We start from the raw sequence: 22,832 nt of genomic DNA, 5'->3' as shown, positions 1-22,832 counted from the left end.
GATCAGGCCTCCTTTGCGAACAGGATTGCTTCAATTTCATCTTCGGTGGGCAGCTTTCCGGTTGCGAGAACATTGCCGATCAATCCTCGAAATACGTTCAGCATAGCATCGCTGCCGAATTTCTCAGGCGCGGCAACGGACCTATCTTTCAGTCGCTCAAGAAACCGGTCGACCACCTCCGGTTGCTTGACTGCGGCGGCGACATTGCCGGCCAGGGCCTCGAGGGAGGCCTCCAGTACCTTTTCAAGCGTTTTACCGAAAAGAACCGATTGGCCCGCACGCCCTTTCTGCGTCCAGGTTTCGCCGGCCACTTTTAAAACGGATTGGATGACCGACAGGGCCAGGGCCTGGCCCGGATCATCTGCAGACACGGATAATCCAAACAGCCTGCCCGGGTTGGCAGCGGCTTTTTCCGCGGCCACACCGGCGATCTTTATCCATTCGTCGGAAGACAGCAGCAGGTTGTCGTCCGCCGCCATGGCTTTCGCAATTCCGCCAATGACCGCCTGCAATTCGGATTCTTTCACCCCCAGCATACCGGGCGTCTGCGCGGCCTGTTGAAGAATGATTCGCGCCAGTTCAAGCAATTGCCTGTCGCTGAATGCTTTCAAGGCCCCTTTTGGGGTGCCGTCTTCATCCAGGTTCTCCAGGGCGGTCGACAGACCGGAGATTACCTGCTGCATAGCAATTTCGGCAACGTTCTCCCAGGGTTCGCCTGGATCGAACTTGAAAAGGACGGTAGCGTTTTCACCGACAACTTCGAGAACCATTGCCGCCAAGGATGTTCCGATTGGGCCTTTAAAGTGAGGATGCGCGCGCAAGGTCGCGGCGGAACCGCTCAGGAGCTTTCTGAAAAGTTCGGCTTCGGCCGAGGGGTCGTCTCCCAGAAACAGTGCCGGCCGCTCGACGGCGACACGTAAACCGGCCTGGTACATACGAATCAGGCCTTGTTCGTTGAACACATCAACGATTGTGCCGTCGTGCGTGGTCCGCTGGATTTCTTCGAACAGTGCGGAAGTCACCACGCCCAGCGCTTTGTCGTCGGCAAAATCTTTCCCGAAAAAACGCTCGGTGTCCTCGGCCAGCAATGCAAAAGCGGCCTCGGCACAAGGGCCTGCCAGTGCATCGACCAATTCCCGGTATCGCATCTGATCGGCAATAGATTCGGGCAAAGCGTCTACCATGGGTTTGGTCACGCCCTTTATGAGTCCGGCGATATCCTCATTTTTCAAAACAATATTGGCATTGCCGGCGAGGCTTCCCAGGCCGGCCCGCAGAAAAATGCCGAGCACACGGTCGGCAAAATTGGTCTTTGACCCGAATGCGGATACATCATCCGGGATTAAAGCCGACATGCTGTTGGCAAAGGCCACAATCATTTTTTCTCCCCGGCTGCCAATGCCAAAGAGGGTTGGATCCGCCTGGATGAATTCCAGTCCGATATCCGTCAGGGTCAGGGCCATACGAACGAACGCATTGGGCGGTTGTCGCTCCTCACGCCACTGTTCGACCATTCGTCCGGATGCAAGCATGTCTGCTTCGAATTTCGCCTCGTTTTCCTCTTTACCCTTATCCAGAAGCTGTTGTTTGGCCTTGTGTTGAAGCATAACCGTATACGCCGCATCGACCAGCTCCGGCTTCGTGCTCTTGAGTTCCCTGTTCTCGGCATCCCAAATAACGGAAAACGCCGAAGCTGTACCCGCAAGCTGCGGTTTGTCTTTTAAGAAAACGACCAGTTGCGCGGCCCTGGAACCTTCCGGGAGTTCCAGATCGGGTAGAAACACCTTGCGATCCCGAGCATGTTCGCCATAAAGCTGCGCACCCGCCTGTGCCGCTCTCAGCGTTGCCTGAATACCTGAAATGATGAGCGTTGGATTCATGATTGCTCCTGTCTCATGACTTATAAGCGAATGGCCTTCGGACCCAGTTGAGGCTCAGGTTTTCCATTTTCACCGGTGGTCGTCCCGCCTTTTGCGGTTTCCTGGGCATCGGCGAGGACCGTATCAACAATTTCCCTTCGCATCTTCGGATCCCCGTTGGCGTCCCTGGCCGAAAACCGGAACTCGGCCGAAGCGTCTAGGTTTTGGAGTCCTTTCCGCACCTGGGCCAGCCGTTTGGCGATGTCGAACCAAAATGGCGCTCCCAGGCCGATCAATACCCCGCTAAAGGCTACGGCCATCACCCAGACCGCGAACCCGGATGGATCGTTTTTCGCCGTGAACCAGACTCTTATAAAAATAGATTTGGCTTCCAATTTTCGTTGAGTAATGTTTTTACATTTCGATCCGGCACTCTCCCATTTCTCATACGTACCACTCTTGCTGTATGGACAATTCGGATAGAATTCCCATCCGATGGGCACCCCCATGGTGGTCAGGTCGGCCACCTGTTGTTTGGCGATTTGAAGCGCTTCCTGGATTTTCGCGATGTCGGATTGTTTCTCGATCTCCGCTTCAACTTCTCTTTTTTGCTCTTTCAGCCGGGCAAGGGTGTCGTCATTTTTATCTTTGGCCTGTTCGATCTGCTTGTCTATATCCCTTTTTTGAATATAAAGCGCGTTGAGTTCCTCAAATGAATCCTGGGCACTTTGGTTGTCTTCCAGGAAGGCTTCATGCTTCTGGATGATCGCTGTTGCCAGTTCGGGATCGGTCCGGTAATTTTCAAAAATCCGGAAGCCGTCGATATTGGCAGCAAAAGCCAAAAGGATGCCGACAGCGATCGACCATTGCTGCGCATGCTGCTTGAAGCTTGCTGATACGGACGAACTGAACTCCTCGTATTTGCGGGCGAGCCGGTTGAATTCGGCCCTTACAGTGGAGATCGTCCGGGACGACGCCTCTTTCACAGCCTCGCTTTCGGCCAGGCAACGCAGCATATACTCCAAAGATACCCTGTCAAAGAGGCCGGCCCGTTTTCGATCTCCAAAAATTTGCAAGAGAAAACACCCCACGCGCTGCAGGAAGTTTTTACCGGCAGCCTTATCCCGGCCGAAGTATGTCAGTCGTCCGGCAAGAGGCAGGTTTTCCAATTCTGCCCTCAGCTTATCCAGTGATGCTTCTGCAGGATTATCGATGACCCGTTTGATAAAATTCCAGCGATCTTCTTCGCTCATTTTCAGCGGGCTGTACTCCATCTCCTTGTTGAGAAGTTTCATCACCTCGATAAAATTCTTTTTGCGCATTCTCGCAACCCGCAGTCCGGCTTCCATAATAACGGTGACAACCGTCGCCAAAGCGGCCATGGTCAATGCAAAGGCCAATGAGGCATCGAACAGTTGCATGACAAACCTCCCCTTCGAATGCTCTTTTTCAACCGCGGCTCACCCGACACAAACAATCGTATCGGAGGATAAACGGGATTTCGGTCAGGTTGGAAATGACCTTCTCGATCATATAAAATGGCAATAGTGAAGTCAGGAATAAGTGGGGCTCAGGAACAGTGCGAAGCTCAGAATGGATCGTTTTTATTAAAGAAAAAAAATCGGGAAGATTCAAGGGAAAAATTGCCGACGAGTGGTGGGTCGCGGTCCAGTAAGCGATTGCAGGGCTCTTCCGATGCACGATGCCGGACATGCAGAACGTACCGATTGACATTCAAGCAGCCGGGAACAAGGCAGATACCGTGCCCCGTAAACGCTTGCGATTCTTCCGTTGACAAACTGGACAAAAATCCTTCTACTGGAAAAAGGCCACCGATTGATGCACCTGTTTAATGATGGATGATCGTGTTTATGGAAACCGCTGTACGCAAAAAAACGGGAAAAACCGAAACCCGGCTCTCCGTTGCAGTCATGGCGATTCTCGTGGTCGTTGCAGCCGGCGTGTTCGTGCGTCAGTACCGGATCAATCCGGCGGTGATCGCCCTGCGCCCTGAATCCCATCTTCACACGCTTTCATCCGAATCGGATCGTCCGCCGCTGATCGACACTGCGGGTTTGAAAATGTCCCCCTTTTCTCCACCGGAGCGCTTCGGCCCGGAAACGCTCTACGAAAAGATCAACGGCCGTGCCGATCTCTACCTCTCCTCTGGATTCGTTTCCCTGGAAACCCAGCGGTTCGCAATGGATGCGACGGCCGGCACCTGGGTGGAAGTATTCGTCTACGACATGGGAACCCAGCAAAACGCCTTTTCGGTATTCAGTATGCAGCGACGGGAAGATGCCCACCCCGACGACATCGCGCCCAATGCCTACCGCACGGAAAATGCCCTTTTTCTGGCCCATAAAAAATTCTACATAGAGCTGATTGGAACGGATGCTTCCTTGGACCTTCAGGCAGCCATGGGAGAACTGGCGAGTAAATTCCTGCAAGAAAGGGGCGGCGCTGCCGCAGAAGCCCCCGGGGCCGACCTGTTCCCGAAGGACGACATGCGTCCCGGCAGTCTCCAACTGATCGCGGCCAACGCCTTCGGTTACGAACAGTTAAACCGGATCTACACCGAGGAATACAACCTTAACGGCTCTCGCCTGACGGCCTTCGTCTCCCGCCGTGACGATGCCGACGCCGCATCGGCGCTGGCCAGGGAATATCAGCGTACATTGATTTCCTTCGGCGCTGTCCGGATCGACGAAGCCATACCTTTGGAGGGGGCTGTTGCCCTGCAGTTTTTCGACACCTATGAAATCGTTTTCTCCCGGGGAGACTGTTTTGCCGGCATCCATGAGGCCGACAGCCTCGAAGCGGCGATGGTTCTTGCCGGGCGGTTGGCTGCGCATTTGAAGAAATGAACCAAACAACCGAAGAGGAACTCCTCTTGACCGAGCCATCAATCGATCGACGCGAGTTTCTGGGGCGCTGCACCCGCGCGGGACTGTCCGTCGCCGCAGCCGGCGCCCTGGGGATCGGATTTTACGACAGCCGACCGCCGGAGGGAGGTGTCGCTGAGAGCGGATCGCTCCGAATCCCCGATTATTCGCAAACCGAGATGAAGGGCCGCATCTGCATCGCCAGGGGAACGGATCGCGCCGCCACAGTCCGACAGGCCTTTGCGGCCCTGGGCGGCATGGAGGCCTTCGTCAAGTCTGGCGAGCGGGTGCTTCTCAAAGTCAATGCCGCCTTCGCTTCACCGCCGTCTTTGGGCGCCACCTCCCATCCGGATCTGGTGGAAGCAACCGTTGCAATGTGCCTGGAAGCCGGCGCTTCCCAGGTGATGGTCACGGACAACCCCATTAACGACCCGGCCTCCTGCTTCGTACTGACCGGCATTGGGGCCGCTGCTCGCCGGGCCGGGGCCCGGGTCGTGCTGCCCCGCGAAGCTCTGTTTCGGCGATTCAGCCTCGATGGCGGCCGCCTGATCCGCAACTGGCCGGTCCTCTATGATCCCCTGACCAAAGTGGACCGCGTTATCGGCATGGCTCCGGTCAAGGATCATCATCGCAGCGGCGCGAGCATGACATTGAAAAACTGGTACGGACTGCTGGGCGGACGACGCAACATCTTCCACCAGGACATCCATACGATTATCCAGGAACTGGCCCTGTTGGTCCGCCCCACGGCAGTGGTGCTTGATGGGATCCAGACCATGATTTCCAACGGTCCCACCGGCGGGTCGCTGTCCGACCTCAAGCCCACGGGCACCCTGATCGTCAGCACCGACCCCGTGGCCGCCGATGCCGCCGGAGCCGCCCTTTTGGACAAACAACCCGGCGATCTGCCCTTTATCGCCAAGGCCGAAGCCGCCGGCGCCGGAACGGCCGACTACCGGTCCTTAAAGCTGAAGGAGATCCATACGGGCTAATGAGAATCGTAACCACCAGAAGACTTAGCCAAATTTTCTTCTTCTTGTTATTTCTCTGGCTCTGTGTCGTCTCCACCCTGGGCGAGCAGTGGTGGCAGCTACGCGGATGGCCGGTCAACTGGCTGATCCAATTGGATCCGCTGGTGGGACTGGCCACCCTGTTGACGACCGGCACGCTATACGCCGGTCTGCTGTGGGGCCTGCTGACCATGGTGCTGACCATTGTGCTGGGCCGTTTTTTCTGCGGGTGGATTTGCCCTTTCGGGACGCTTCACCAGGTCGTGGGGTGGCTGGCCAACCGCAGCCGCAAAGCCTCCCGGATGATGGCGGCCAACCGCTACCGAAGGGGGCAGGGAATCAAGTATGCCATCCTGATCTTCCTGCTCGGCGCCGCTGCCGGCGACCTGCTGGGCCGCCTGTTGGCATTTCCTCTCGTCATGCCCATAGTCGCCGCGGGAATTGGCCTTGGAATGCTGCTTCTGGGCACCGTGATACACTTCACCAAAACCATGTCCGGTATCCAGTGGGTGGCCGGTGTGGTGTCCGTTGCCGGAACCTGGCTGCTGCTGGACCTGTTCACCGACGGTTCCCGGCTGCTGGCCGCCACGCTTCAAACCGGGCTGCTGGACCCGATCCCTTTGTTCTACCGCTCGGTAAACCTGACATTGCTGCCCCTGGTGGACGGCCGCTTAATATCTCTTTCGACCGTCAGTCGGATCTATCCAAGTGCCCTGGTTATCGGCGCACTTTTCTGGACTGCCGTTTTGCTCAACCTGCGCATTCCCCGGTTCTACTGCCGCTTTGTCTGCCCGCTGGGGGCACTGTTCGGCCTGTTGGGAAAAAACACCCTTTGGCGCATCGGCCAGAAACCCCATGGCTGCACAGCCTGCGGCGCCTGCAACCGCCATTGCGAAGGCGGCTGTGAGCCGGCGGCGACCATCCGCACCGCCGAGTGCGTGCTGTGTATGAACTGCCTGGATGACTGCCGCCACGGGGTGATGGGATATCACCTGCATCCATCGGCAGCCGGAGAAATGGCCGCTCCGGACCTTTCCAGACGGGCGGTGGCGGCAACCCTGGTTTCGGGCATGGCGGCGGCTCCTTTGTTCCGCCTGGCCGGTCTGACCGGCGCGACCTGGAACCCGGATGTCATCCGGCCGCCGGGATCGCTGCCGGAAGCCGAATTTCTCCAGCGCTGCATCAAATGCGGCCAGTGCATGCGCATCTGCCCCACCAATGTCATCCAGCCGGCGAGTCTTCAGGCCGGTATCGAAGGCATCTGGACACCCATGCTCAACTTTCGCATGGGCTCCAGCGGTTGCCAGCAGGGCTGTGTCGCCTGCGGCAACTTGTGCCCCACCGCCGCCATCCGGCCCCTTTCCGTCGACGAACGCCTGGGCCGGAAGTCATTCACTTCACGGGGTCCGGTCCGCATCGGTACGGCATTCATCGATCGTGGCCGCTGCCTGCCCTGGGCCATGGACCGTCCCTGCATCGTATGCCAGGAGAACTGTCCGGTCAGTCCTAAAGCGATTTTCACCCGTAGCGAATACCGGCCGGTCCGGCTGGAGGGAGAATTACATCTTCAGGGCATGACGGACAACCGCTTGCTGTTCCATGGAACTGCCCTGCCGGCAGAGCAGTTTGCCACCGGGGACTATTATCTTAGTGTTGGCAACGAACGAAATCTGCCGCCGGCCCGAATCAGCGCCATTGGTTCCGGCGGAATCGTCCTGGAGCAAAATCCGTTCACCGAAACGGCCGTAGAAGGAGACCGGATCAACCTGCTGGTGCGGCTTCAGTTGCCTTTCGTAGACCCGGCCCATTGTATCGGCTGCGGGGTCTGCGAACACGAATGCCCGGTCAAGGGCCGTCGGGCCATACGGGTTACTGCGGAAAATGAAACCCGGGAAAGCAAGCATCGGTTGCTTCTTTAGTTTAACGATAAACTCGAAACCCTAAACCGATCTAAGGTGCCACAATGAAAACCAATCAAAAAACGTTGTCCCGCCGCTCTTTTTTCAAAACCACCGGCGCAGCCGCTATCGGCGCCGCCATGGCCCCGCTGGGATCCGTCAATCCGGCAAAGGCTGCCGCACCGCTTATGGCCGCCGGCCCCGAGGACATGCCGAAAAGGACTTTCGGACGTTCCGGCATCCAGGTACCGATCCTGTCACTGGGAGGCATGTTCGACATCCCTTCCAACCAAACCCTGCTCAAGCAGGCCATTCGCTGGGGCGTCACCTACTGGGACACCGCCCATGTTTACAGCGGCGGACGCAGCGAGGAAGGAATCGGGCAGTTCTTCTCCCGCTATCCTGACCAGCGGGAGAAAATCTTTTTGGTCACCAAGTCCACCTCTCGAAGTCCCCGGGGAATGAGCAGGGATCTGGCCACTTCCCTCAAACGGATGAACACCGACCACATCGACCTTTTTTTCGTACATGCCATTCGCGACGCCGGCATCATGGACAGCGACATGCGCGCGTGGGCCGAAGAGCAGAAAGGGAAAGGCAGAATCCGTCTCTTCGGCTTCTCCACTCACAGCAACATGCAGCAGTGCCTGCTGGACGCCTCCAGATTGAACTGGATCGACGGCATCATGATGACTTACAATTACCGCCTCATGCACGACGAGACGATGAAGCGGGCGGTCGCCGCCTGCGTGGATGCCGGCATCGGGCTCACCGCCATGAAAACCCAGGGCGGCGGCCCCGTGGCCACCGACAGCGACCGGGAACTTCAACTGGCCGGACGTTTCGTGCAAAAAGGATTCACCGACAAGCAGGCCAAGCTCAAGGCCATTTGGGAAAATCCACAGATTGCCGCAATCTGTTCGCAGATGCCCACCATGTCGATTCTCATGGCCAATATTGCCGCTGCCGTGGACCGCACCGCACTGACCGAAAACGACCGGCAGGTTCTGGACGATTATGCCCGGGCAACTTTTTCAGGCTACTGCGCCGGCTGTACGCAGATTTGTGAGAATGCCGTCGCCGGCAATCTTCCCGTGGGTGATGTCATGCGCTACCTCATGTATGCCTACAGCTACGGGGACACGCATGATCCGGCAGCCAAACTGGCGGCCATTCCCCAAAAGGTGCGCCGGCAGTTGATCCGGGCGGACTACACGGCCGCCGAGGTTCGCTGTCCCCGGCGCCTGCCCATTGCGCGCCTGGTGAGAGAAGCAACGGAAAAATGGGCCTGATGGGCAAGTTTTTTCTTGACCCGCCGATAAATTTACGCAAAGGGAGGCCCAAGTGTTGCGTCTTCCGCCAACGGTCGGCGGATGCGGTCGGCACGGGTGGAAACCGGACAGTACATCCCAACGTTGCAACGATGGGGTACGGGGTGCCCGATCAACATGCCAAATGCCAGCGCTCAAATGACGGATGCAATCTCCTCCGATCCCGCATTGATTGAGTGGAACCATCCGACTGACATTTGACTGCCGGTCTTTGGCATTTGGCGTTTATGGGCTGCCCCTTCGGGTGGGGGTATCCACGCCCGATCACGTCAACAAAGGAGAAACGATGGATCTCGAATGTATCATCTACGACAAAAAGGATGGGGTGGCCGTCATCCGGCTCAACCGGCCCAAGGTCCTCAATGCCATGAACAAGCGCCTATGGCTGGATATGCAGGCTTGCCTGGATGATGCCCGCGAGGATGAGCAGATCAAGGCGGTGGTGATCACCGGCGAAGGACGCGCCTTTTCCACCGGCGCCGATCTCAAGGAGTCCAAAACTCGCTCCATCGAAGACTACCGGGATTATCTGGTGGCGCTCCAGGAAGCCTCCCGGGCCATCATCCGCTTTGAAAAACCCACCATCGCCGCCGTTAACGGCTACGCCATCGGCTCCGGTTACGAGCTGGCCCTGGCCTGCGACATCCGCATCGCCGCCGAAGATGCCAAGATCGGCAGTCCCGAGGCCAAGGTCACCTCATCGGTCACCGGCGGCGCCTTTCGACTGGTCCAGGATCTGGTCGGTCCGGGCAAGGCCCGTGAATTGCTCTTTACCGGCGAATACATCGACGGCGTGGAAGCCCAGCGCATCGGGCTGGTCAACCGGGCCGTACCGTTGGACAGCCTGATGGAAACGGTAATGGAAATGGCCGACAAAATCGCGGCCAATTCGGGTTTCTCCCTGAAAATGATCAAGAAGGGTCTCAACATGGCCCTGGGAGAAGTCAGCCTGGAAGCACTGATGGACTTCGAGGTGGAGGCCTGCCTGGCCTGCGTCTCGACCAAGGAAAGACAGGAATCGCTGCAGGAATTCGAAGACCGGAAGAAATAAAAGGAGAAGATAATGGGACTCGAACACGTCCTCAACGCCCGCTCCGTGGCGGTAATCGGCGCATCCAAGGTGCCTACCAAGCGCGGCTATCAGACCATCCGCACCCTTCTGGACGAACATTACGAAGGATCGATCTATCCGGTCAATCCCAAGGAGAAAAGTATTCTGGGTCTGACCTGCTATCCTTCGGTTTCCCAAATTCCGGGTGAAGTGGATGTGGCCCTGGTGGCCACGCCGGCCCGGACCGTTCCGTCGATCCTGGAAGACTGCGGCAAGAAAGGGGTCAAGGGCGCCGTGATCCTGGCCACGGGTTTCGGCGAAACCGGCGCCCGGGGCAAAGCGCTGGAAAACGATGTGCTCGACGTGGCCGGGCAGCACCACATCCGCCTGATCGGTCCCAATACTTCCGGGATGATCAACCTCAAGGACAATCTAAACCTGGTGGGCCTCAAGGATTCGCCCAAAGGCGATATTGCCCTTTTGACCCAGAGCGGCAACATGGCCCTGACCCTGATCACCGAGGCCAAGTTGAAGAGCCGCAAAGGCTTCACCTATTATGTAGGCGTGGGCAACGAAGCGGATATCCGCTTTCACGAGTACCTGGAATTCTTCTCCCAGGATCCCGACACCAAAGCCATCCTGATGTATGTGGAAGGCATGCGCGAAGGGCGCAAATTCTTGCAGCAGGCATACAGGACCACCGAGAAAAAGCCGATTGTTCTGCTGAAAAGCGGCCGCTCGGCCACCGGAAAAAAGTCGGCTGGCTCCCACACCGGGGCCCTGGCCGGAATGTCCCGGGTGGCCAAAGGTGCCTTTGAACGGGCCGGCATCGTTGTCATCGAGAATTCGGACGAACTCTTCCCCGCTGCCGAGGCCTTGTCCAGCCTGCCCCCCATAAAAAACAACAGCATCGCCATCCTTGCCGATGGCGGCGGCCACGCCACCATTGCCGCCGACACCCTCACCGATCTGGGTGTGCATATTCCCGAACTGCAGGAGAAGACCAAAGCCAAGCTGCGCGCCATTCTCCCCGATGGCGCCGCTGTGAGAAATCCCATCGATGTGGCTGGCGGAACCGACGACAACCCGCGCATCTTCGCCGAGTGCGCCAACCTCGTTTTGAACGACGTCAACGTCGGCGGGCTGCTCATCGTGGGCCTGTTCGGCGGCTACGGCATCCGTTTTGCCGAAAGTCTGGCCCTGATGGAAGAGGACGCCGCCCACCAGATGGGCAAAATGATAACATCCAAAAAGAAAGCCATCGTGGTGCACAGCCTCTACAATTCGGAAAAGCCCCACAGCCTGGATCTGCTGCGCTACTATGGTGTGCCGGTTTACGGCAGTCTGGATGTGGCCTGCAAGAGCATTGGTGTTCTGGCCCAGTACGGCCGCTATCTGAAAAGCTACCACGCCGTCTCCAGCTTCGTTTTCGATTGGGGCGCCAAGGCCAAACCTGAAGCATCCAAGATCTTCGACCGTGTCTACGCAGACGGTCGGACGGCGCTGCTGGAAGCCGAGGCCAAGAAGCTGCTCGGCCTGCATGGCGCAAAGGTCACCCGGGACCGGATCGTCACCACGGCCGAAGCGGCGGCCCAGGCGGCCGCAGAGATGGGCGGGAAGGTGGCCCTGAAGATCGCCTCGCCGGACATTCTGCACAAAAGCGATGCCAACGGCGTTATGCTCAACCTTTCGGGAAAGGAGCGGGTGAGAAAAGCCTTCCGGCAGATCGTTAAAAACGCCAAAGCCTATAAACCCGATGCGACCATCGAAGGGGTCCTGGTGTCCCCCATGGTGGAAAAAGGCGCCGAAGTCATCATCGGCACCAAAATCGACGACCAGTTCGGCCCCGTGATCATGTATGGCCTGGGCGGCGTCCTGGTGGAAATTTTAAAGGATGTCAGCTTCCGCGTCCTTCCCATTACCCGCCGGTCGGCCCAGATGATGATCAAGGATACCAAATCCTATCCCATTCTGGACGGCGTTCGGGGAGACAAGCCCTACGACAAAAAGGCCCTGGTCAACCTGCTGCTGACCTGCTCGGATATCATCGAGGCCTATCCCCAGATCCAGGAAATGGACCTCAATCCGGTCATCGTCCACCACCAGGGACTGAGCATTGTCGATGCCCGCATCCTGCTCAAGCCGTTTGATGACGCCGGAAAGGCGGACGCAGACGCGTGAACCGCATTTTCCTGATCATCGTTCTGGCGGCGGTTCTCTTTGCCGGATGGAAACAGGTCGTCTTCCAGCCGTCAGGCGAGACCCCCGCCCCCATGGAAGCCCTCTCTTCCGCCATGGTCGAATCGGCCGGCGGTGCCGTGGAACTGGCCATCGGCCTGGTAGGGGTAATGACCCTCTTTCTGGGATTGATGAAGGTAGCCGAAGCCGGAGGAATGCTCACCATCCTGGCACGCCTGATCCGTCCGCTGATGGTACGCCTGTTTCCCGATGTTCCCGCCGACCATCCGGCTATGGGCGCCATGGTCCTCAACCTGTCGGCCAACGCCCTGGGACTGGGCAACGCTGCCACCCCCTTCGGTATCCGGGCCATGCAGGAACTGGATCGTCTCAACCGGCAGCCGGGTACGGCCACCGATGCCATGGCCCTGTTTCTGGCCGTCAACACCTCCAGCGTGACCCTGCTGCCCACCGGGGTGATCGCCTTGCGGGCTGCGGCGGGCAGCGCTGACCCGGCCATCATCCTGCCCACAACCCTGCTGGCCACCATCGGCTCGACCACCGTGGCCATTCTTGCGGCCAAAGGCTATCAGCGTTTTGCACCGATCTCCCCTACCACGGAAGGCGAAGATGACAAGCCGGTGGATGAATCGCAACCGGAGGAGACCGCATCTCTTGAAGCGGCGCAGGACAGCTATCCCCTTTGGGTGAGTATTCTGGCGCTGGCGGCCTTGGCATCCCTGATTCTCGCGGCGGTTCTTTTCGGCAAATCCCTTTCCCCCTGGATTTTGCCCCTGCTGATGGCGGGGTTTCTGGTTTTCGGCGCCCTTCGGCGGGTGCCCGTTTACGAGGTTTTCGTAGACGGGGCCAAGGAGGGCTTTCAGGTGGCCCTGCGCATCATCCCCTACCTGGTGGCCATTCTGGTTGCCGTGGGCATGCTGCGGGCCAGCGGGGCTCTGGATTTATTGGTCGGCGCCCTGGCACCGGTTACCGGACGATTCGGTCTGCCGGCCGAGGCCCTGCCCATGGCCCTGATGCGTCCTTTGAGCGGATCGGGCGCCTACGGCATCCTGGCTTCCATCATCAACGACCCGGCCATCGGTCCGGACAGCTACACCGGGGTGCTGGTCTCCACCCTGCAAGGCTCCACCGAAACCACCTTCTACGTCATGGCCGTCTACTTCGGCGCGGTGCAGGTGCGGCGCATCCGCCATGCCATGGCCGCGGCCCTGACTGCCGATGCGGCCGGAATTATCTTCGCCGTGCTTGCCTGCAGCTTGTTTTTCGCGTAGTGTTACTATCCGTAGATACGAAGGCGCAACATGGCCATCGTATCGATCAATGGGATTGCTGCGCCTTTTGCGGCGAGGCCATCGACCGTTAATCGGGAAGAACGTATGGACATCAAATCGCAGCTCCAGAATTACAAAGACAGGTTGGTCGCCGTACGCCGGGACCTGCACCGCATCCCTGAACTGGCCTACACAGAAGAAAAAACCAGTGCCTATATAGCCGATTACCTGCGGCGGGAAGGTCTGGACGTAACCACGAGCATCGCCAGCACCGGCGTGGTCGGGCTGCTGGAAACCGGCCGCCCCGGTCCCTGCCTGCTCGTCCGGGCCGACATGGATGCCCTGCCCATTGATGAAGAGACCGGCCTGCCCTTTGCCTCCGAGCATCCCGGTGTGATGCACGCCTGCGGCCACGACGGCCATGTGGCCATGGCCCTGGTGGCCGCCACGGCCATGAATGCAATCAAAGACCGGATTAATGGCAGTATCAAGTTCGTTTTTCAGCCGGCTGAAGAAGGGCCGGGCGGGGCGAAACCGATGATCGAAGCCGGGGTCATGGAAGAACCTCACGTAGATTACGCCCTGGGCTGCCACATCTGGCCGACGATTCCCGAGGGGACCATCGGCATCCGGGCCGGTGCTCTGCTGGCCTCCATGTTTCGCTTCGACATCACCATCAAGGGCAAGGGCGGTCACGGCGCCATGCCGCATCTTTGCGTGGATGCTTTGGAAATCGGTTGCCAGGTAGTCAATGCCCTGCAGCGCATCGTCAGCCGTAAAATCGATCCGCTGAGCCCCTCGGTCATCAGCGTGGGCCAGTTCCAATCGGGCACCGCCTTCAACGTCATCCCCGAACGCGCCTTTCTGTCCGGCACGGCCAGAACCTTCGACAGGACCATCTGGAAGCAATGGCCCGAAACGATAGAAACAATCGTCAAAGGGGTGTGCGATTCCATGGGGGCAGGCTATGAAACCCAATTCGAATCGGGCTATCCCCCCACCGTCAACGATGCAGAGATGGCCGCGCACATGGAGCAGATCGCCGCCGACGTGGTGGGTGCCGAAAAGGTGGTGGTGCCGGAGAAAACCCTTGGCGGCGAGGACATGGCCTATTTCCTGGAAAAGGCTCCGGGGTGCTTCTTCTGCCTGGGCGCCGGCAGCGACGCCTATGCCGGCATCCACAATCCGCGTTTCGGCTTCAATGAAGATATTCTGATTGACGGCGTGGAGATGTACTGCCGAAGCGCCTTGAACCTTCTATCCTGATGCGTTTATCCAGAAGCCCTACCGAATAGCGGAACTTTCCGCGAAAATAAAGCAAGTCCTCGAAGAATAGCGCCCGATGCTGGCATCCGGCACTATTCCACCGGAATATGCAATACGGCCAGGGGATCGCCCAGGTAATTATCTCCCTCGCATCCATATTTCCTGTAGTTACTGTGGAACCTTTCGTCGTACAAAATGAAGATCGGGCAATTGCGCTCCCTATAACCATTCAGTTCGATCCAGATTTTCTTGGTGTAACCGACAACCAGGGCCGCAGCACCGTGATTCCGCTTCATGAATTCTACTTGAACATACCTGCCTGGGGGCAAGGTGACATGCGCATAGTTCTCATCGCCGATGCCTTTTTTATTTTCTACCGTTACGTAATAGTCAAAGTCCTGACCATTTTCGTGGAAATCGAAAATGCAGTACATTTTATCGTCGTTGTCCTGCCTGAAGGCGCTTAGCTTATCGTTGTCGTATACCTCATGGTAAAAGGGTGGGATGTCCCTCTTTTTCTGATTGTCTTTGAACGTCGTGGTGATCTTATAGCCAATGCATTGGCTCTCTTCGAGATCGACGACTTTCGGCTGCGTAACGAGGTTTTTCCGAATCAAAAGCTTGAGAACCGGCTGGATCAGGTATCGCTTAACCGCTTTCATTATCTTCTCCTGTTTGCCAAGGTCCTCTGATTGGGTCGAGTCAACTTGTTGCCCGAAATCCTTCATGAAACACGACAACACCTTCGGGTATTTTTTCGTTAAACGGCAATGCCAGGAAAACCTCCGGTGGAACACCCTCGTGAACCAGTTCAGGAAACTTCCTGAAGCCGAACTGACGGTAATAGTTCGTATCGCCGACCAGTGCGCAGCCTTGACCGCCCATTGCCTTCAACCGGGACAGGCCTTCGTTGATCAATGCCTTGCCGATGCCCTGCTTCTGACAATCCGGCAGAACCGAAACCGGCCCCAGGCCTTACCAAGAGGTCGTTCCGTCGGAAATGACTACCGGCGAAAAAGCGATGTGCCCGACGACCTGCCCATCGATTTCCGCCAAAAGCGACAAGCTGAGCGCACCTGCGGCACGCAGCGCATGGATGATGAATTGTTCGGTCTGCCTGCTGATCGGGTGGTTTTCGAATGCCGCAATCGTGACATCGGTGATCGCTTCAATATCCGCTGCAGTTTCTTCTCTTATGATCAACTCTAACTCCGATATTGATGATGATTAACTAAAGTTTCGCAGTAACCCATCGACTTTGTTCAGCGATGAGATCTTCTATGATATCAATAAAATGAAAAAGTAAATCAGGTTCGATACGGTACGAAAGTATATCGCTTGACTTAAAAATTAGTTCTTTGACACGGTCCCAGACGGCACGGCTGAACATCCACAATGACTGATCGTCCGACGTTTGCCGAAACAGCGGACCAACGCAGGCGTTCAGCCCGTGTTTTATCTGGATGTAGACCAATAGCAGATACCGAATCATAACCAGGCTCTGGCTGGCAATCAAAGCGTCAAACGTATTGCTTTGCTCTTTTCCCATGTAAAGCATCTGCTTGGCATCTTTAAAGTATACTTCGATGGACCAACGGCGGGCGTAATAGTCAAGAATCCGGGATGGCTCCAGCTCGGTATCGGTGCAAAGCAGAGCCTGCCACTGTTTGCGACCATCGGAAACGAACAGTACCCGAACCGAGCCGGTCTTTTTCAACGTGACATTGAGGCATACGCCCTTAATCGTGCGATTCTTGATCCAGACAGTCTGTTTCTTGGCGACCTGCTGCCATAGTTGTTTGAGCGTATATGCGCCGCCTTGATAACCGTATTTGACCCGGTTGCGCTTTAATCGGCAGATGACGCCATAACCGACATCAACGATGCGACGGATAATATCGTCGTGGGCAAACCAGCTGTCGAACAAGACGAAGCTGGCATCGAGGCCCGACTTCCAGGCTCTGTCGAGCATCTGAACCAGAACGTCGGTTTTTTTACTCAGCGTTTCCTTGCGTCGTTTCCAGCCGTTGGTACGCTTGTCGATATTCCGCATATCAGTGTTGGGCCGGTGACTGGATGTATGAAAGGCACCATCGATAGGGAAAAAATGTAACCCGTCATGAAAGCCCAATTGCAGATACTGATTGCCAAGAATGGAACGCCTGACTTTGTGATCGAAATGATAGCTGACCAATTCGATCTCTTTGCCCGATTTGGGACAGATGGAGTCATCGGCGATCAATACTTTTTCTTTCAATGGGACATTCTTACGCATGGCTATGATCTTTGATGCCAACATCTGGACCAGCTTTCTCCAATTGAAGTGTTCATTGTTCAAGAACCGGTAGAACGTGTCTTTATGGGCCTGGACGTAGTTTTGTATATAGCCGCCATTACAGAAACTGTTGAGGCTTCGCTTGAGAAAAGGCAGTAGTACGAAAACAAATATGAGCGAGAGTGTTTCATAACCTCTTTTTTTGGTGATGTTGCTTTGTCGGGCCAATGAACGGAACTTGAGTTCGGTGAACGCACGATTGAGTTCATGGTCGTCAATGATCCGGCCCGAATCAGATTGTTTTTGCAAGGAGAGGGAAAATGTATTAGGGTAATTCATAGCGGTTCTTTCTTTAGTGATATTAGGTGTTTGGCGATGTCTAATATACTAAACTCAGAGCCGCTTTTCAATTATTTTCCTAATATTTTCAACTTATTATCCCTCTAAAATATCCAAAAATTAGCTGCGAAACTTCAGTGATTAAGATAATTTTGCTTCGAATGAAACGCATTATTTCATGAACGCTTCCACCCGTATCTGTTTTTTGCGCATTTACTATAAACCAAAAGACCCCACTCTTCAACCATTTCCAATGTGAATTCAAATGGTTAATTTCATCTAAAGTATCTAGTCGTTAATCCCGAATATTAAAAACTGGCTCATAAGATGCCGCTCGACGAAGGCTGACGACAGCAAACCTTCTCCTAACTTTAACCTAACAAACCGCTGATTAAAAAACCGCTATGATAGGTAAATTTAAATTTTCTCTTTTTAGGTTTTCTACGAAGGAAAGGTCGTTGCTTGCTTGAAAGCAAACACAATTCACACTTTACCATGGAGGAAATATCAATGATTCGTACTATCGTCACAGCCATGTTTGTTTTATGCCTTGTCTCCTGCATCACCGCACCAACCCCCAACCCGATTTTTGTCGACAAGATCGATACACAATTCAATGCCGCTAAATCTCAAAATTTCAGGGCCGCTGGGAAATTCAAACGGCCCATCCCTTACGAGGTGGGCCAATATGTTATTGCCGGGATGACAAGCCCAACCGAGCGCAGCATCATGAAGATGGCCATTGTCGGTAAAGAACAAAATGGATGGATCATTGAAACCCATTCATTGACGCAAAGCGCAGAAAGCATCACCCAAATGCTGGTGGTGGGAATGGAAACGGTGAATAAAACCGGCAAACTGGATGACCTGGACATTATCTGGGTTAAAGTCAAACCTGATGGGCAAAATGTTCAAACGATCGAAGGCCCGATGCTATCGATGACCAAAGGCCTTTATAAAAAGGCACTGTCAGGTCTGGAGTGCCAGAATCAGGAGGCGATTGATGGGGGAACGGTGAAGGTCCCGGCAGGGACCTTTGCAGGCACTTCAAAAATGCACAGTGAAGTTTCCTTCATGGGCAATACGTACCTTTCCGATTCTTGGCTCCATCCTTCCGTGCCGATCAACGCTATGGTCAAATCCGTATCCAATGAAGGCGAAACGGTCATCGAACTTCTGGATTTCGGTCTGACCGGTGCCAAACGAAGCTTCTGAGCAGGCATAGGGGGCGGAATGTTCATTGTTCCGCCCCTATTGTTGCTTCGTAACATCCGGACCTAAATCGGAAGATTCATCCAGGAAAAAACCCCGATCATTTTTAACCCCATGTAGATCATCACCGTTATGAAAATATACTTCAACTGTTTTGCCGGAATTTTGTGGGCCGCCCTGGCGCCTACCTGCGCCATGGGAACGCTGGTTCCGGCCAATAAAATCCACTGCAAAAGGTTAACATAGCCAATTGAATACGGGGGTAACCCAGCGACATTTATCCCATTGAAAAGATAGGACAGAATACCGCCCGCCGATGCAAATATCATCAACGCCGTTGAGGTTCCAACGGCCTGGTGCATCTTAAACCTCAAGGCAAGCACCATTACGGGTATCATCAAAACGCCGCCCCCAATGCCGATGATACCCGATACGATTCCCAACGGAAGGCCCCACAGGACGTATGCCAGTTTGTTATCAATTGGTTCTCTTTCAATCTGGGGAGGCTTCGCCGTCAACATCCGGATAGCGCCGGCCAAGATGGCCAAACCGAATCCAATCTTAAGGATACTGCCTGGAAGGCGTGCCGCAAAAATTCCTCCTATAAAGGCGCCAAACAGCCCGGATGTTCCAAGGATAATGCCGGTTTTCCATAAAACTGCCTTTTTACGATGATGTCCAAATGCACCACTAATTGCAGTGGGGAGAACAACCGCGAGGTTCGTTCCAAAAGCGATTCGGATCGCGATAGTGGGGTCAACGCCAATCGATGTAAGCGCCCAAAACTGAACGGGCACCATAATGAAGCATCCGCCGACGCCCAACAATCCGGAAGCGAAACCAACACCAACACCTGTTAATAAGAGTGCTATAATTTGAGTCGATCCAATTCCCATAAAAAACCTTTCTTTCAATGAGAGTAGCTCGACATTCGATTCAACCATTGAAAGAAAAAATTACGTGATGTCCTGCTTTTAGTGACGCACAACCGCTTTCAGATCAAATGAACGTCCGCCGGATCGATGCGCAGAGAAACCTGCCCTCCCTGGCGAAACTCATTCTCCATCAGCGAACTGGTCAGCATTACGGCTTTGACGGTCACGCCGGAGGCCTCCACGGCCAGTTCGGCAAACAGACCCTGGTTGACGATGGAACGAATCCGGCCGGGAATTCCTTCTTCACCGGCATCGTGGCTTTTCGGCAGGACATGAACATGCTCCGGACGGATGGCGGCAAAGCTATGGTGACCGTTTTCCGCCGGCATGGCCAGGTTCAGGCCGTCGACGATCAGAATACCGCTTTCCACACGGGCCGGGAGGACATTCTGCATGCCCACGAAATCGGCGACAAAGGTCGTGGCCGGCTTCCGGAACACCGTGTCGGCGCTGCCGGTCTGTTCGATACGGCCGTCGTGAAGGATGGCCACCCGCTGGGCCAGGGTGTGAGCATCGGTAAAATCGTGGGTCACCATCAGCACGGTAATTCCGGTTTCGCTGTGCAGGCTGCGGAAGAGATCGCGGATCTCCTCCCGGAAACAGGGGTCCAAGGCCGCCAGGGGCTCGTCCAGCAAAAGGACCGAGGGGGCCGTGGCCAACGCCCGAGCCAACGCAACCCGCTGCTTCTCCCCGCCGCTGAGGGTGGTCACGGACCGGCTCAACAGATGGGCCAATCCTAAACGCTCGACAAGATCGCGGCAACGGACATGCCCGTCCGAATTGACGCCGTTGTGGTAGCGCAAGCCGTAATGGATGTTTTTCTCGACACTCAGGTGGGGGAACAGGGCGCAGTCCTGGTAAACGATGCCCACACCGCGGCGTTCCGGCGGTAGTCCGGTAACGTTCCGGTCCGAAACCATGATCCGTCCGTGGGAAACCCGGACGAGGCCGGCCACCGATTCCAGGATGAGGGTTTTTCCCGACCCGGTGGGGCCCAGCAGGCAGAAAAATTCTCCCTCTTCGACGCAAAGGTCCACGGGCCCCAAAGAAAATCCCGGCAGGCGGACGCTGAGGTTCTCGATCCGGATCATGACGCCGCCTTGGGTTTCAACGAGAAGATTCGCAGCAGCAGAAAGAGAACGAGGCAGACCAGGATCAACCAAACGGCCACCGGCTGGGAGTACTTGAGGCCGTATGCGGTGAACCGTTCGTAAATCATCACCGGCGCCGTCATGGGATGGTAGGCCACGATCACCACGGCGCCGAACTCGCTCACCGCCCGGGCCGTACACATGATGGCCCCGACAACCATGTGCCGCCAGGCCAGCGGAAGCGTCACCCGGAAGAAGGTGCCGCCGGCCGAGGCCCCCAGGCTTCGGGAGACATGCTCCAGCCGCGGCGAGATCTCTTCGAACCCCGCCTTGACCGTATTGATGTAAAAGGGCAATCCCACAAAGGTTAGAACGGCAATCAGTCCGGTAACAGTCCCCATGACCTCGATGCCCACCGACTGCATCACCCGCCCGATGGGATGGTTCCGGCCGGCGATACTCAAAAGGGCGATGCCCACCACCGGATGGGGAATCATGATAGGCAGATCGATCACGCTTTCCAGAATCTTCTTGCCCGGGAATCGGCGACGGGCCAGCAGGTAGGCCAGCGGCGTGCCGAACACCAGGGCGATGAGGGCCGCCGAACTTGACGTGACGATGCTGAGCCTGATGGACCGGATGACATCCCGGTCCATCAGCGTTTCCTTGAGGGAAGCCAGGGTGGGCTGCGTCATCATCTCCACCAGGGGAACCAGGATGAAGGCAACAATGACGGCGCTGCTGGCCACTGCCAGCCAGAGAAACGGGTCCCGGCTTTGCCGACTACGAGACCTGGACCCTGGCAGGGCTGCGCTTTGAACCGTATTACTCACGAACCTCCACCAGCTTCCCGAGGTTTCCGGGCAGGGCATCCTTGACGGCCTGGGTCGTCACCCGGCAGGGAACGAATGGTGGTTGGCCCATCTCCTTGAGGACTTTCAACCCGCCGTCGGCGGAAAGCATGTACTCCAGAAAGCGGGTGGCGCCGTCGGGATTGGGGGCGTTCTTGACCTGCGTAATGCCGTAGGTGCAGGATTTACCGGTGCGGGTGATCCAGGTGCCGGGCTTTTTGCCGGTGACTTTTACCTGAGCTTGGGCGTAGAACTTGTCATATTTGTAGTTGCCAAGATTGATGTGATCGTCCAGTTTGACGTACTTCAATTCGTGCTGCACGGCCACGCTGAGGTATTCCCAGGCGTAATCCATGTTGCCGGTTTTGAGCAGCGAAACCAGTTCGACGGATTTGGGCCGCACGTTCTTCTCGGGCCGGTTGGCGATCAGCCGGTCGTACAATCCGGGTTGGTTGTAGAATTTCTCGGCCAGTTGCAGCACCATCAGGCTGCGGTACCCGCAGGGATCCAGGTTGGGATCCGAATGGCCCCAGACGACCCCTTTCCTGGCCAGAATTTCGTACCAGTTGTCGGCATTGATCTCGTCTGCATGGCGGCTCTTGTCCGTATAGCACAGTACAAGCTGGTTGGTGGCAAACCGGATATTCCAGTCGGCGTGTTTCGGAATCAGGGTTTTGTCGATCACCTTGAAGTCGGCCGAGGCCATGATGTCGGCGGGCTTGCCCAGTTCGGAAATCATGCGTGCCATCTTGGTGCTGCCGCCGGCTTCGCGCAGGACGACGATACCGGGATTGGCCGCCTCGAAGTCCTTTTCAATCTTGGCCAGCGGTACGGTCAGGCTGCCGGCGTGAAAAATGATGACCTTCTCCCCTGCGGCCGCAGGCAGGATGCCGACTGCGGTGATCAGGAAAACGGTAAACAGGATGGAAACCATCGGTCGTTTTGAAAATGATTGGCGCATGACTTCTCCTCCGGTTGACAGGTAAATAATTTTCGCTTCTCTTTCCAGATGAGGCGGGAAGACAATCGAACAAATGCACAAAAACCATCCTCTTATCTTTAAAAGCAGCCCTGGCCGGAGTCAAATTGTTTTGAATATCGTTTGGGTTGTCTTCCTAAAACCAACCAAAACCAACCAAAAATGACAGTCTTGAATCGAATCGTCTCTATCATCCCAACCTTTGGCAGGGGATCGAACCCTAACGGCCGCGATGAAAATCCCTTTCTCCGGGGCCGGTAAAACACCAATGCGTTGCCGCGAAGCCAAAGTTGATTGTGCCATATGGGTTGACTCACCCGCCAGACTCCACTAAACTTTGTGCAACCCTGATTCCGATACAATCAAATATTCCTCCTGGC

19 protein-coding genes are annotated in these 22,832 nt (G+C 56.1%); 9 read left to right on the top strand and 10 right to left on the bottom strand.

Translation table 11 applies throughout. The features are described 5' to 3' along the window. Positions 1–2 precede the first annotated feature (2 nt). Together GN111_RS27060 and GN111_RS27055 are read right to left on the bottom strand one after the other, a co-directional pair. Positions 3–1,880, bottom strand: coding sequence for a hypothetical protein (locus GN111_RS27060; RefSeq protein ID WP_155306734.1), 1,878 nt, complete (start codon positions 1,878–1,880; stop codon positions 3–5). Positions 1,881–1,900: 20 nt separating this feature from the next. After that, entirely contained in the window at positions 1,901–3,280 is a 1,380-nt protein-coding gene (locus GN111_RS27055; protein ID WP_155306733.1) for a hypothetical protein, read from the bottom strand. A gap of 450 nt (positions 3,281–3,730) precedes the next feature. Here GN111_RS27055 and GN111_RS27050 point away from each other — a divergent pair, with 450 nt between their 5' ends. The 8 genes from GN111_RS27050 (at position 3,731) to GN111_RS27015 (ending at position 14,770) form a co-directional block, all read left to right on the top strand. Further along, positions 3,731–4,726 (top strand): DUF6599 family protein, encoded by a 996-nt coding sequence (locus GN111_RS27050; protein WP_155306732.1) that lies wholly within the window; start codon positions 3,731–3,733, stop codon positions 4,724–4,726. Between the two features lie 26 nt (positions 4,727–4,752). After that, entirely contained in the window at positions 4,753–5,736 is a 984-nt protein-coding gene (locus GN111_RS27045) for a DUF362 domain-containing protein (protein ID WP_231715572.1), read from the top strand. After that, complete coding sequence (locus GN111_RS27040; RefSeq protein WP_155306730.1) at positions 5,736–7,673, top strand: 4Fe-4S binding protein; 1,938 nt, start codon at positions 5,736–5,738, stop codon at positions 7,671–7,673. The genes GN111_RS27045 and GN111_RS27040 overlap by 1 nt, the downstream gene beginning before the upstream one ends. Before the next feature lie 44 nt (positions 7,674–7,717). Then, positions 7,718–8,944: an aldo/keto reductase gene (locus GN111_RS27035; protein ID WP_155306729.1), complete on the top strand. Its 1,227-nt coding sequence runs from the start codon at positions 7,718–7,720 to the stop codon at positions 8,942–8,944. Positions 8,945–9,269: 325 nt separating this feature from the next. Beyond that, on the top strand, positions 9,270–10,034 hold the full coding sequence (locus tag GN111_RS27030) for an enoyl-CoA hydratase/isomerase family protein (RefSeq protein ID WP_155306728.1): 765 nt from the start codon (positions 9,270–9,272) through the stop codon (positions 10,032–10,034). Positions 10,035–10,046: 12 nt separating this feature from the next. Next, the gene (locus GN111_RS27025; RefSeq protein ID WP_155306727.1) at positions 10,047–12,215 is read left to right on the top strand and encodes an acetate--CoA ligase family protein; all 2,169 of its coding nucleotides are present in this window, start codon (positions 10,047–10,049) and stop codon (positions 12,213–12,215) included. Beyond that, entirely contained in the window at positions 12,212–13,504 is a 1,293-nt protein-coding gene (locus GN111_RS27020) for a nucleoside recognition domain-containing protein (RefSeq protein ID WP_155306726.1), read from the top strand. The genes GN111_RS27025 and GN111_RS27020 overlap by 4 nt, the downstream gene beginning before the upstream one ends. A gap of 105 nt (positions 13,505–13,609) precedes the next feature. Continuing rightward, positions 13,610–14,770: a M20 metallopeptidase family protein gene (locus GN111_RS27015; RefSeq protein ID WP_155306725.1), complete on the top strand. Its 1,161-nt coding sequence runs from the start codon at positions 13,610–13,612 to the stop codon at positions 14,768–14,770. Positions 14,771–14,862: 92 nt separating this feature from the next. Here the strand turns inward: GN111_RS27015 and GN111_RS27010 are convergent, their stop codons facing one another. Genes GN111_RS27010 through GN111_RS27000 form a run of 4 tightly spaced genes read right to left on the bottom strand, consistent with a single transcriptional unit; the run spans position 14,863 to position 17,384 of the window. Then, the gene (locus GN111_RS27010) at positions 14,863–15,432 is read right to left on the bottom strand and encodes a GyrI-like domain-containing protein (RefSeq protein ID WP_170302481.1); all 570 of its coding nucleotides are present in this window, start codon (positions 15,430–15,432) and stop codon (positions 14,863–14,865) included. Positions 15,433–15,472: 40 nt separating this feature from the next. Beyond that, positions 15,473–15,688, bottom strand: coding sequence for a GNAT family N-acetyltransferase (locus GN111_RS34525; protein WP_231715571.1), 216 nt, complete (start codon positions 15,686–15,688; stop codon positions 15,473–15,475). Positions 15,689–15,745: 57 nt separating this feature from the next. Continuing rightward, positions 15,746–15,973 carry a GNAT family N-acetyltransferase gene (locus tag GN111_RS34520; RefSeq protein ID WP_231715570.1) on the bottom strand — a complete coding sequence of 76 codons (228 nt, stop codon included), beginning with the start codon at positions 15,971–15,973 and terminating at the stop codon, positions 15,746–15,748. Between the two features lie 28 nt (positions 15,974–16,001). Beyond that, on the bottom strand, positions 16,002–17,384 hold the full coding sequence (locus tag GN111_RS27000) for an IS4 family transposase (protein WP_155304807.1): 1,383 nt from the start codon (positions 17,382–17,384) through the stop codon (positions 16,002–16,004). A gap of 462 nt (positions 17,385–17,846) precedes the next feature. Here GN111_RS27000 and GN111_RS26995 point away from each other — a divergent pair, with 462 nt between their 5' ends. After that, on the top strand, positions 17,847–18,599 hold the full coding sequence (locus GN111_RS26995) for a hypothetical protein (RefSeq protein WP_155306723.1): 753 nt from the start codon (positions 17,847–17,849) through the stop codon (positions 18,597–18,599). A gap of 62 nt (positions 18,600–18,661) precedes the next feature. Here GN111_RS26995 and GN111_RS26990 read toward each other — a convergent pair whose 3' ends face one another. The 4 genes from GN111_RS26990 to wtpA form a co-directional block, all read right to left on the bottom strand. Further along, positions 18,662–19,492: a sulfite exporter TauE/SafE family protein gene (locus GN111_RS26990; RefSeq protein WP_155306722.1), complete on the bottom strand. Its 831-nt coding sequence runs from the start codon at positions 19,490–19,492 to the stop codon at positions 18,662–18,664. 98 nt (positions 19,493–19,590) lie between these two features. Next, on the bottom strand, positions 19,591–20,622 hold the full coding sequence (locus tag GN111_RS26985; RefSeq protein ID WP_155306721.1) for an ABC transporter ATP-binding protein: 1,032 nt from the start codon (positions 20,620–20,622) through the stop codon (positions 19,591–19,593). After that, entirely contained in the window at positions 20,619–21,455 is an 837-nt protein-coding gene (locus tag GN111_RS26980; RefSeq protein ID WP_231715569.1) for an ABC transporter permease, read from the bottom strand. The genes GN111_RS26985 and GN111_RS26980 overlap by 4 nt, the downstream gene beginning before the upstream one ends. Next, the gene (gene wtpA / locus GN111_RS26975; RefSeq protein WP_155306719.1) at positions 21,448–22,434 is read right to left on the bottom strand and encodes a tungstate ABC transporter substrate-binding protein WtpA; all 987 of its coding nucleotides are present in this window, start codon (positions 22,432–22,434) and stop codon (positions 21,448–21,450) included. The genes GN111_RS26980 and wtpA overlap by 8 nt, the downstream gene beginning before the upstream one ends. Between the last annotated feature and the right edge of the window lie 398 nt (positions 22,435–22,832).

It is taken from the genome of Desulfosarcina widdelii, assembly GCF_009688965.1.
GTDB lineage: Bacteria > Desulfobacterota > Desulfobacteria > Desulfobacterales > Desulfosarcinaceae > Desulfosarcina > Desulfosarcina widdelii.
The sequence above is the reverse complement of the archived record's forward strand: the minus strand, read 5'-3'. Positions and strand labels throughout refer to the sequence as shown.